Raw genomic sequence first — 10,612 nt, forward strand, 5'->3', positions numbered from 1 at the left:
GTTGTCGCCCACCGAGACCACCTCGACCAGGAGAACCAGCCACCTTGACTGCGGACATCCGGGCGGCCCGGCGGGCCAGAACCGCCACCGCCATCGCCTTCGGCGTGCACGGCGCCGCCATGGGCACCTTCATCACCCGCATCCCGTGGATCCACGAACACCTCGGCCTCAGCAGCGGCGAACTGGGCACCGCCCTCGTCGCACCGGCCGTCGGCTCCTTCCTCGCGATGCCGCTGGCCGCCCGCATCGTGCACCGCCACGGCGGCCGGGCCGCGCTGCGCGGCCTGTTGCTGCTGCTCTGCCTCGCCCTGCCGCTGCCCACCGCCGCCCCGAACCTCCCCGCGCTGTTCGTCGCCCTCCTCGGCCTCGGCGCCGCCTCGGGCATGGCCGCCGTCGTCGCCAACGCCCAGGGCGTGGAGGTCGAACTGCGGCTCGGCCGCCCGGTGATGTCCGGCCTGCACGGGATGTGGAGTCTGGGCGGCCTGCTCGCCTCCGGCATCGGCGTCGCCGCCGCCCACCTGGAAATGGACGCCCGGCTGCACTCCGCCGCCGTGGTCCTGGCCCTGGCGGCCCTGGCACTGACGGCCACCCGGCACCTGCTCGACGTCCGACCCTCGCCCGACGAGGGCGCGCCGCCCCGCTTCGCGCTGCCGCCCCGCTCCGCGCTGCTGATCGGAGCGGTCGGCCTCTGCGCCGCCTTCGCGGAGGGTGCCGCGGTCGACTGGAGCGGTGTCTACCTCAGGGACACCACCGGCGCCTCGGCCGCCGTCGCCGCCTCCTGCTACACGGCCTTCGCGGCAACCATGACCGCCGCCCGGCTGCTGGGCGACGCCGCCGTGGGCCGGCTGGGCGCCGTCCGTACGGTCCGGGCGGGCGGCGCGGCCGCCACCGTCGGCGGACTCCTGGTCGTCTCCACCGACCGGTCGTACGTGGCCATTCCCGGCTTCGCGCTGATCGGTGTCGGCATCGCGGTGGTGGCACCGCTCGCCTTCGCGGCCGCCGGACGGACGGAGGGCAGCCCCAGCCGGGCCATCGCGGGTGTCGCCTCGGTGATCCAGACCTCCAGCCTGATCGCCCCCGCCCTGGTCGGCGCGATCGCCCAGACCAGCTCCCTGCGGGTCGCGTTCGCCCTCGTCACCGCGCTCACCGCCGCCATGGTCCTCGGAGCCGGAGCACTGCGCCCGCGCCCGGACACCGGCACCACGCCCGCGGCCGCGACCGCGGCACCGGCCAACGACAGCGTCCCGGCCGCCGCCTCCTGACCGGCCCGCCGACGACCCGGCTACGGAGCGGTAGCGGCGATCACCCGGACCGCCTCGGCGATCTGGGTGTCCGTCAGGTCCCCGCGCGCCGTGAGCCGCAGGCGGGAGATGCCGTCCGGGACGGACGGGGGGCGGAAGCAGCCGACGGCGAGGCCGGCGGTGCGGCAGTCGGCGGCCCACCGGACGGCGGCCTCCGGGCCCGGGGCGCGGACCGAGACCACGGCGGCATCCGGCTCGGAGGCGTGCAGGCCCTCGGCGCGCAGCCGGTCGGCAAGGGTGCGGGCGACGTACCGGGCGCGCTCGGCGCGCTCGGGTTCGGCGCGCAGCAGGCGCAGCGCGCCGAGGGCGGCGCCGACCGCCGCGGGGGCGAGCCCGGTGTCGAAGATGAAGGTGCGCGCGGTCTCGGTCAGGTGCCGGATCACCCGGCGCGGCCCGAGGACGGCCCCGCCCTGCGAGCCGAGGGACTTGGAGAGGGTCACGGTGGCGACGGTGTCGGGTTCGCCGGCGAGGCCGGCGGCGGCGAGGGCGCCGCTGCCGCCGGGGCCGAGCACGCCGAGCCCGTGCGCGTCGTCGACCAGCAGCGCGGCGCCGAACTCGCGTGCCGCGGCCGAGTGTTCGCGCAGCGGCGCGGCGTTGCCGTCCACCGAGAACACCGAGTCGCTGACCACCAGGGCCCGCCGGTGGGTGCGCTCCGCGAGGATCTCCCGGACGGCCGCCGGGTCGCTGTGCGGGGCGCGGCGGACGTCGCTGCGGGAGAGCCGGCAGCCGTCGATCAGCGAGGCGTGGTTGTACGCGTCGGAGACGATCACGGTGTCCGGGTCGGTGAGCGCGGTGAGCGCGGCGAGGTTGGCGGCGTAGCCGGAGGAGAAGACCAGGGCGGCCTCGAAGCCGCAGAACGCGGCGAGCTCGTCCTCGAGCTCGGTGTGCAGGGCGGTGGTGCCGGTGACCAGGCGGGAGCCGGTGGAGCCGCCGCCCCAGCGCAGCGCGGCCTCGGCGGCGGCGCCGGTGACGGCGGGGTGGTGCACCAGGCCGAGGTAGTCGTTGCTCGCCAGGTCGAGGACCGGGTCGTCGGCGGGCCGGCTGCGCAGGGTCCGGGTGAGTCCGGCGGCGGCCCGGAGGTCGGCCGCCTCGTCGAGCCAGTCGAAGACGGCGGCGGGGGCGAGGGCGGACTGCTGCGGGGCGGAGTGGACCATGTTCGGCACTCTGTCACCCGGCGTCCGCTGCGGGCAATGTGCGGCGCGGCACACCGGGCGCGCGACCTGCACCCGTCCCGGGCGCGTTCGGCGCGTGCTCCGGCGCGCCGTTGCGGTACGACCATCGGACGGTTGGACAGTCCGTGTCACACCGGTTGACCCGCCCCACCGGGACCGGCAAGATCGCCGCGGAGGAGACCATGACCCTGGATCCGGCCGCGCCCGTCCGCGAGGACGTGCCGCCCGTCATCGGCCCGGCGCATGCCCTGGGCCCCGTCCTGGCCGAGTTCTTCGAGCCGGCCGTGCACCGCGTCGCCATCACCGAACCGCCCGGCGGACCGCTGGACGCCGCCGCCGAGGCGTACGGGCTGCGCCGCTACCGGATCCCGCCCACCCCGCAGGGGCGGCTGGACGTCGAGCAGCTGCTGCGCCTGCCGGTGAAGGGCATCCTGCTGGCCGCCGACCCGCTGCACGGGCTGGACCGGCTGCTGGACCGCTTCCCCGGCCCGGTGATCGTCCTGGCCGGGCCGGGTGCGGAACCCCCGCCGCACGAGCGACTGGTGCTGCTGCGCGCGACGGCCTGAGCGGCCGCTACTCCCCCGTGGCGCCGTCGATCGTCTCGCGGAGCAGGTCGGCGTGGCCGTTGTGGCGGGCGTACTCCTCGATCAGGTGGGTCAGGATGTAGCGCAGGGTGAACTCCTGGTCGCGCCAGCGGATCACGGTGTCCAGCGACTCGGCGGCGTCCACGGTGGCGCGGGAGCGCGCGCACTCCTCGTCCCAGACCCGGAAGGCCTCGTCCGGGTCGGCGTCCGCCACGTCGAACTCGGCGAAGGCCTCGCCCGGCGGGGTCGGCCAGTGCGCGGCGCCGTCCTCGCCGTTGACGACGGCGCGGAACCAGATGCGCTCCACCTCGGCGAGGTGCCGGACCAGGCCGAGCAGCGTCAGCCGGGACGCCGGGACGGCGCGCTGCCGGAGCTGTTCGACGGTCAGGCCCGCGCACTTCATGGCCAGCGTCTCGCGCTGGTACTGGAGGAATCCGGTCAGGGAGGCCCGGTCGCCGGCGAGCCGGTCGGGCGCGGTGCGCTGCTGGGTGTCCATGCGTGCATCCTGCCAACCGGCCCGCCGTCAGCGCCCGGTGATTTTCAGGTGGCCGCCGGCGGTCTCCACCCCGCCGAGGGTGGCGCCGGCCGGGCCGACCCGGGTGAGGTGGAGGTCGCCCCGAGGGCTGTGTCCGGCGATCCGGGCGGCGAGTTCGGGGGTGGTGAGGGGGGCGGGTTCGCCGTCGACGCTCCAGACGGCGGGGCGTCCCCAGGTGGCCGCCTCGACCTGTTCGAGCCAGCGCTCGGTCCGGCGGCGGGATCCGGCCGGGGCGGCGCCGAGGACCGCGGGGTCGTGCAGCAGGGCGCCCCACCGGCCGAGGTCGGCGGCGGGGCCGGTGACGACGAGCATCGGCAGGCCCCGGCGGCGCAGCAGCACCTCGGGTGCGCCGTGCAGGATCCGCGGGATGCCGATGGTGGGCTCGGCGGTGACCGGTCCGTCCGCGTCGAGCGGCGGTTGCGGGTCGGCCCGCCACACCCGGCCGATCCCGTCGAGCCACCGGCGCACCTCGCCGCGGCCGGCGGGGCGGATCTCCTCCAGCACCCGGGGTGTCCGGAGCAGCAGCAGGTCCCGGCCCAGCTCGGCGCGGGCGGACTCGAGCAGCATCCGGATGCTCACGTTGCCGCCCCGCTCCGCCCACGCCAGCGGGGTGAGCAGCAGCTGCGAGCTGTCGAGGCGGTGCTGGAAGGCCACCGCCATCGGCTCGGTGTACGACCGGGGCGACCAGCCCGCCTCCGGTACGCCGCCGGGCAGCAGCGGCGACCAGGCCGCCAGCCAGGCGGCCAGCTCGGTGGGGGTGCGGACCGTGCCGTACAGCGGGACCCGACCGGCCGGGGCGCCCTGGGGCACGACGAACTCGAAGGGCCTGCCGGGCGCGTCGAACCGGTGGATCGGCGCGATCTCCAGCCGGGGCTCGCCGTGCCCCGGACCGGCGTGGGTGTGGACGTGCAGGGCGTCCGCACCCAGCTCGGTGAGCCGGCGGGCGACCTCGGGCAGGCTCAGCCCGGAGCCGATCGGCAGGCCGTACACGTCGACCTCGGTGCGGGCGCCCCAGAGCGTCCAGCCGTCCGGCTGCGGCCCGATCAGCTGCTCCTGGACCCAGGTCAGCCAGTCCAGCAGCGGACCGTCGCCGCCGCGCCACTCCAACGGATCACGCATCGCGCCCGCACCTCCCCCGTCACTCCGGGATGGTACGGGTCAGGCGCCCGCGTCGGGCAGGGCGGCCTGCATCCGGGCCCGGGCCCGGCGGCCGTAGCTGATCGTGTAGTAGATCAGTCCGCCGAGGAACGCCCACGGCATGATGCTGCTGACGGTCAGCATGGTGGCGGTGGACAGCACGAAGGTCAGCGCCGCCTTCACCACCGACTCGACCAGGAACGCCACGCCCCAGATCACGGTCAGCCGGCGCTGCCCGCGCCGGAAGCCCTCGTACTGCCACAGGCCGTTCCAGCGGGCGACGCCCTCGGGAGTGCCGCCGGAGGCGAACTTGCGGCCGAAGTAGAACATCGCCGGCCGGGCCGTGAACAGGGTGGCCAGGAAGCCGAGCCCGATCAGCGCGGTGAGCGCCGAGTCCTTGAGGAAGATCAGCTCGGTGGTGTTGTACGCCAGCGCACTGGCCGCGCCGAGCACCATGGTCACCAGGGTGAAGATGCCGAACTCGTCGAGTCGGCGGTGCAGGGCGAAGTACAGCGCCAGGTCGGCCACCGGCCACGCGGAGGAGATCAGCAGCGCGGTCGGCTCGGAGTGGCCGCTGCCGGTCAGCGCGTTGTAGGTGAGGATCGGCGCGAGGATGTTGAGCAGCAGCGTCGGGCCCCAGTCGAGGAGCAGCTTCAGTCCCTTCGACGAGGACTCAGGAACGCTCTGCTCAATGGCTTCTGAGGTGGTTTCGGACATGCTGAAGTTCCCCCGTGGATCTTTTCGAATGATCGGCCGAACAGCCGACGAGCAGTCATATCAGCATCCGGACCGCCGAGAAAAGATCATGAAAAGTAAAATCCGGGCCCGGAGAGCACCCCGGGCCCGGCAAGTGGGGGTCAGCGGAACGCCGGGACGACGCTCGTGCCGTACGCGTCGATGGTGGACTCGACGGCGTCGTGCATCGCGTAGACCGCGAACTGGTCGACGCCCAGGGCCCGCAGCTCGTTCAGCCGTTCCAGGTGGGTCTCCACCGGGCCGATCAGGCAGAAGCGGTCGACGATCTCGTCGGGGACGAACGCGGTGTCGGGGTTGTCGACCCGGCCGTGGTGGCTGTAGTCGTAGCCCTGCCGGTCCTTGATGTAGGCGGTGAGGGCGTCCGGCACCAGGCCGGAGTGCTCGCCGTAGCGGGCGACCAGGTCGGCGACGTGGTTGCCGACCATGCCGCCGAACCAGCGGCACTGCTCGCGGGCGTGCGCCATCGCCTCCGGCGAGTCGTCGGCGGTGACGTACGCCGGCGCGGCCACGCAGACGGTGACCGAGGCGGGGTCGCGCCCGGCCTCGACCGCGGCCGCCCGGACGGCCTTCACCATCCACTCGGTGAGGTACGGGTCGGCGAGCTGCAGGATGAACCCGTCCGCCTCGCGGCCGCACAGGGCGAGCGCCTTGGGGCCGTACGCGCCCATCCAGATCGGCAGTTCGGCGCCCGGCTGCACCCAGGGGATGTGCAGCTCGGTGCCGTCGATCTCGACGCTGCGCCCCTCGGCGAGCGCCTTGACGGCGTGCATGGCCTGGGAGAGCCGGTCCAGCGAGGCGGGCTTGCGCCCGGCGACGCGCTGCGCGGAGTCGCCGCGGCCGATGCCGCAGACGGTCCGGTTGCCGTACATGTCGTTGAGGGTCGCGAACAGGGAGGCGGTGACCTCCCAGGTGCGGGTGGCGGGGTTGGTGACCATGGGGCCGACGGTGAGCCGGGTGGTCTCGGCGAGGATCCGGCTGTAGAGGACGAAGGGCTCCTGCCAGAGCACCACCGAGTCGAAGGTCCAGCCGTGGCTGAAGCCGGCCGCCTCCGCCCGTTTCATCCGGTCGATGAGCAGCCGGGCCGGGGGGTCGGCCTGCAGGACGAGTCCGATGTCCACGCTTCTCCTTGCAAGTGCTGGGCGAGGGTGCAGAGGGTGCAGAGGGTTCAGATGAGGTACTGGCAGGTGGCGCGCGGCTGGAAGCGGCCGTGGCCGGCCCGGCCGAACCAGCGGTTGTCGTCGACCACCACGGTGCCGCGGGAGAGCACGGTGCGGACCCGGCCGGTGAGCTGCCGGCCCTCGTACGCCGAGTAGTCGACGTTCATGTGGTGGGTCTGGGCGGACAGCGTCTGGGTGGCGGTGGGGTCGTACAGCACGATGTCGGCGTCGGCGCCGGGGGCGATGGTGCCCTTGCGCGGGTAGAGGCCGAACATCCGGGCGGGGGTGGCGCAGGCGATCTCGATCCAGCGGCGGCGCGAGATGTGGCCGTCGACGACGGCCTGGTGCAGCAGGTCCATCCGGTTCTCGACGCCCGGCAGGCCGTTGGGGATCTTCGAGAAGTCGCCGCGGCCGAGCTCCTTCTGCCCGACGAAGCAGAACGGGCAGTGGTCGGTGGAGACCACCTGCAGGTCGTTGGTCCGCAGGCCCTTCCAGAGCGCCGCCTGGTGCTCCTTGGGCCGCAGCGGGGTGGAGCAGACGTACTTGGCGCCCTCGAAGCCGGGCTCGGCGAGGTTGTCGGTCGACAGGTACAGGTACTGCGGGCAGGTCTCGCCGAAGACGTTGAGGCCCTGGTCGCGGGCGGCGGCGAGCTCGGCGACCGCGGAGGCGGCGGAGACGTGCACCACGTACAGCGGGGAGCCGGCGACCTGGGAGAGCTTGATCGCGCGGTGGACGGCCTCGGCCTCCAGCAGCTCCCGGCGGACCTCGCCGTGGTAGCGCGGGTCGGTGTGCCCGGCGGCCAGCGCCTGCTCGACCAGCACGTCGATGGCCAGGCCGTTCTCGGCGTGCATCATGACCAGCCCGCCGTTGTCGGCGCCGCGCTGCATGGCCCGCAGGATCTGCCCGTCGTCGCTGTAGAACACGCCCGGGTAGGCCATGAACAGCTTGAAGGAGCTCACCCCCTCGGCGACCAGCAGGTCCATCTCCTTCAGGCTGTGCTCGTTGACGTCGGCCAGGATCATGTGGAAGCCGTAGTCGATCGCGCAGTTGCCGTCGGCCTTCGCGTGCCAGGCGTCCAGCCCGGCCCGCAGGGTGGCGCCGACGCTCTGCACGGCGAAGTCCACGATCGTGGTGGTGCCGCCCCAGGCGGCGGCCCGGGTGCCGGTCTCGAAGGTGTCGGAGGCGGAGGTGCCGCCGAACGGCAGCTCCATGTGGGTGTGCGCGTCGACGCCGCCAGGGACGACGTACAGCCCGCGGGCGTCGATCTCCCGGTCCGCCGTCCAGCCCTCGGCCACGGACGTCCCGTAGGCCGCCAGCGCCACCACCCGCTCGCCCTCGATCAGGACGTCGGCGTGCATCTCCTCGGCCGCGGTGACCACCAGGCCGCCGCGGATCACGGTACGGGTCACGGCTGTTCCCCTCACGCCTCGGTCAGCGGGCCGTAGGCGTCCGGCCGGCGGTCACGGTAGAAGGCCCACTGCTGGCGGACCTGGTCGATCAGGTCCAGGTCGAGGTCGCGGACGACCAGCTCCTCGTCCTTGTCGGAGGCAACCTCGCCGACGAACTGGCCGCGCGGGTCGACGAAGTAGCTGGTGCCGTAGAAGTCGTTGTCGCCGTACTCCTCGACGCCGACCCGGTTGATCGCCGCCACGTAGTACTCGTTGGCGACGGCGGCGGCCGGCTGCTCCAGCTGCCACAGGTACGCGGACAGGCCTCGGCTGGTTGCCGAGGGGTTGTAGACGATCTCGGCGCCGGCCATGCCGAGCGCCCGCCAGCCCTCCGGGAAGTGCCGGTCGTAGCAGATGTACACGCCGACCTTGCCGACCGCGGTGTCGAACACCGGCCAGCCCAGGTTGCCGGGCTTGAAGTAGTACTTCTCCCAGAAGCCCTTGACCTGCGGGATGTGGTGCTTGCGGTACTTGCCGAGGTAGCTGCCGTCGGCGTCGATCACGGCGGCGGTGTTGTAGTAGAAGCCGGCCTGCTCGACCTCGTACACCGGCACCACGATCACCAGGCCCAGCTCCTTGGCGAGCGCGCTCATCCGCCGCACGGTCGGGCCGTCCGGCACCGGCTCGGCCCAGGCGTAGTGCTCGGGCTCCTGGACCTGGCAGAAGTACGGCGCGTTGAAGACCTCCTGGAAGCCGATCACCTGGGCACCCTGGGCGGCGGCCTCGCGCGCCGCCCGCTCGTGCGCCGCGATCATCGTCTCCTTGTCCCCCGTCCACGCGGTCTGGAACAGAGCGGCACGTACGACTCGACTCATGGCGGACTCCCTCGCAGCAGCGGTGTGACCGTGAGACTAGGAGTACTGCCCCGTTGTGACACGCGTCACGCGCCGGGCGCCCGGAAGTTCTCCCCGGGATTGGAGAGCGCTCTCAGCCCTTGTTCGACACCTGAACGCCGGATGCGAACGATGAGGTTCCGTCAGGGCCCGTAGCCTGCACGGGGAAAGAACTTGGCTCTTTGACATTGCCATGACTTGAAAGCCGCCCCTAGGATCCCGCCAGAGAGCGCTCTCAACGAGAAGGGTGACACCTCATGGCAACCCCCACCCGCCGCCGACTCTTCGGCGGCCTGCTGCCAGCCCTCGGCGCCGGCCTGCTCGCGGCCGCGCTGATCACCTCCCCCACCACGGCCACCGGCGCCGCGACCCCCGCCTCCGTCGCACCGGTCGCCGCGTCGACCTGGAACGACGACTTCGACGGTCCGGCCGGTGCGGCCGCCGACCCGTCCAAGTGGACGATGGAGACCGGCGGTTCCGGCAACGGCAACCACGAGCTGCAGTACTACACCTCGGGCGCCCAGAACGCCGCCCTGGACGGCCAGGGCCACCTGGTCATCACCGCCAAGCGGAGCAGCGGCGGCCTCAGCTGCTGGTACGGCACCTGCCAGTACACCTCGGCCCGGCTGAACACCGCCCAGACCTTCTCCCAGGCGTACGGGCACTTCGAGTCGCGCATCAAGATCCCGCGCGGCCAGGGCATCTGGCCGGCCTTCTGGATGCTGGGCAACGACCTCGGCTCGGTGGGCTGGCCCACCAGCGGCGAGATCGACATCATGGAGAACATCGGCCGCGAGCCGGGCACCGTGCACGGCACCATCCACGGGCCGGGCTACTCGGGCGCGGGCGGCATCGGCGCGCCGTACAGCCTGCCGGCCGGGCAGTCCTTCGCGGACGCCTTCCACACCTTCGCGGTCGACTGGAGCCCCACCGCGATCACGTGGTCGGTCGACGGCAACGTGTACCAGACCCGCACCCCCGCCGACCTGGGCGGCAACCGCTGGGTCTTCGACCACCCGTTCTTCGTGATCCTCAACCTGGCGGTCGGCGGTGACTGGCCGGGCAGCCCGGACGGCTCCTCGACCTACCCGCAGACCATGACCGTCGACTACGTGCACACCACCACCTGGGGCGGCAGCACCGGCGGCTCGTACACCGGGCGGATCACCGGCCCCGGCGGGATGTGCATGGACGTGGCCGGCGGCTCCAGCGCCGACAGCACGCCGATCCAGCTGCACAACTGCACCGGCAACGCGGCGCAGCAGTGGACCGTGGGCACCGACGGCACGGTCCGCGCGCTCGGCAAGTGCCTGGACGTCGCGGCCGCCTCGCACAACGACGGCGCGGTCATCCAGCTGTACACCTGCAACGGCACCAGCGCCCAGCAGTGGAACCACCGCTCCGGCAACGACTTCCTGAACCCCGGCTCCGGCAAGTGCCTGGACTCGCCGAACGGTTCCTCGGCGGACGGCACCCGGCTCCAGCTGTGGACCTGCAACGGCAGCGGCGCCCAGAAGTGGACCCTGGGCTGACCCCGGCCCCTTCCCGCGCGGCCGGCCTCTCCCCCCGGAAGCTGCTCGCCCCGCCCGAGAACGGAAGAGCGTCGTCGAGGGAAAGAATGTTCCACACACTGTAGAACACGGTGGTCGCCCTATCAATAAAAAAAGATTGGTGGGAGGCCGGGGCGCG

Annotated in this window: 10 protein-coding genes; 3 read left to right on the forward strand and 7 right to left on the reverse strand. The window is 73.1% G+C overall.

Translation table 11 applies throughout. The features are described from left to right. The first annotated feature begins 44 nt into the window (after window positions 1-44). The gene (locus ACGFX4_RS31520; protein ID WP_393081601.1) at window positions 45-1,262 is read left to right on the forward strand and encodes an MFS transporter; all 1,218 of its coding nucleotides are present in this window, start codon (window positions 45-47) and stop codon (window positions 1,260-1,262) included. A 20-nt stretch (window positions 1,263-1,282) separates the two neighbouring features. Here ACGFX4_RS31520 and ACGFX4_RS31525 read toward each other — a convergent pair whose 3' ends face one another. Continuing rightward, window positions 1,283-2,455: an 8-amino-7-oxononanoate synthase gene (locus ACGFX4_RS31525; protein ID WP_393081603.1), complete on the reverse strand. Its 1,173-nt coding sequence runs from the start codon at window positions 2,453-2,455 to the stop codon at window positions 1,283-1,285. A 143-nt stretch (window positions 2,456-2,598) separates the two neighbouring features. Between ACGFX4_RS31525 and ACGFX4_RS31530 the strand changes: the two genes are divergently transcribed. Next, complete coding sequence (locus ACGFX4_RS31530) at window positions 2,599-3,039, forward strand: hypothetical protein (protein WP_393081606.1); 441 nt, start codon at window positions 2,599-2,601, stop codon at window positions 3,037-3,039. A 7-nt stretch (window positions 3,040-3,046) separates the two neighbouring features. On the opposite strand, the gene ACGFX4_RS31535 is transcribed toward ACGFX4_RS31530, so the two are convergent. The 6 genes from ACGFX4_RS31535 to ACGFX4_RS31560 form a co-directional block, all read right to left on the reverse strand. After that, the gene (locus ACGFX4_RS31535; protein WP_393081609.1) at window positions 3,047-3,553 is read right to left on the reverse strand and encodes a DinB family protein; all 507 of its coding nucleotides are present in this window, start codon (window positions 3,551-3,553) and stop codon (window positions 3,047-3,049) included. 27 nt (window positions 3,554-3,580) lie between these two features. Next, window positions 3,581-4,711 (reverse strand): hypothetical protein, encoded by a 1,131-nt coding sequence (locus ACGFX4_RS31540; RefSeq protein WP_393081612.1) that lies wholly within the window; start codon window positions 4,709-4,711, stop codon window positions 3,581-3,583. Window positions 4,712-4,750: 39 nt separating this feature from the next. Continuing rightward, window positions 4,751-5,446 (reverse strand): VC0807 family protein, encoded by a 696-nt coding sequence (locus tag ACGFX4_RS31545; RefSeq protein ID WP_393081615.1) that lies wholly within the window; start codon window positions 5,444-5,446, stop codon window positions 4,751-4,753. Between the two features lie 140 nt (window positions 5,447-5,586). Continuing rightward, window positions 5,587-6,603 carry a TIGR03842 family LLM class F420-dependent oxidoreductase gene (locus ACGFX4_RS31550; RefSeq protein WP_393081618.1) on the reverse strand — a complete coding sequence of 339 codons (1,017 nt, stop codon included), beginning with the start codon at window positions 6,601-6,603 and terminating at the stop codon, window positions 5,587-5,589. A 47-nt stretch (window positions 6,604-6,650) separates the two neighbouring features. Further along, the gene (hydA, locus tag ACGFX4_RS31555; RefSeq protein ID WP_393081621.1) at window positions 6,651-8,051 is read right to left on the reverse strand and encodes a dihydropyrimidinase; all 1,401 of its coding nucleotides are present in this window, start codon (window positions 8,049-8,051) and stop codon (window positions 6,651-6,653) included. A gap of 11 nt (window positions 8,052-8,062) precedes the next feature. Continuing rightward, window positions 8,063-8,905 carry a nitrilase-related carbon-nitrogen hydrolase gene (locus tag ACGFX4_RS31560; RefSeq protein WP_393081624.1) on the reverse strand — a complete coding sequence of 281 codons (843 nt, stop codon included), beginning with the start codon at window positions 8,903-8,905 and terminating at the stop codon, window positions 8,063-8,065. A 275-nt stretch (window positions 8,906-9,180) separates the two neighbouring features. Between ACGFX4_RS31560 and ACGFX4_RS31565 the strand changes: the two genes are divergently transcribed. Further along, window positions 9,181-10,455, forward strand: a complete 1,275-nt coding sequence (locus tag ACGFX4_RS31565) for a family 16 glycosylhydrolase (protein ID WP_393081627.1) — start codon at window positions 9,181-9,183, stop codon at window positions 10,453-10,455. Window positions 10,456-10,612: the final 157 nt, after the last annotated feature.

The sequence above is a fragment of the Kitasatospora sp. NPDC048365 genome (assembly GCF_043200835.1).
Lineage (GTDB): Bacteria > Actinomycetota > Actinomycetes > Streptomycetales > Streptomycetaceae > Kitasatospora > Kitasatospora terrestris.

Bases quoted from the DNA above. Each gene is read 5' to 3' on its own strand.
- ACGFX4_RS31525 (WP_393081603.1), bottom strand. From the start codon at position 2,455: ATGGTCCACTCCGCCCCGCAGCAGTCCGCCCTCGCCCCCGCCGCCGTC.
- ACGFX4_RS31565 (WP_393081627.1), top strand. From the start codon at position 9,181: ATGGCAACCCCCACCCGCCGCCGACTCTTCGGCGGCCTGCTGCCAGCC.
- ACGFX4_RS31540 (WP_393081612.1), bottom strand. From the start codon at position 4,711: ATGCGTGATCCGTTGGAGTGGCGCGGCGGCGACGGTCCGCTGCTGGAC.
- ACGFX4_RS31535 (WP_393081609.1), bottom strand. From the start codon at position 3,553: ATGGACACCCAGCAGCGCACCGCGCCCGACCGGCTCGCCGGCGACCGG.
- ACGFX4_RS31560 (WP_393081624.1), bottom strand. From the start codon at position 8,905: ATGAGTCGAGTCGTACGTGCCGCTCTGTTCCAGACCGCGTGGACGGGG.
- ACGFX4_RS31545 (WP_393081615.1), bottom strand. From the start codon at position 5,446: ATGTCCGAAACCACCTCAGAAGCCATTGAGCAGAGCGTTCCTGAGTCC.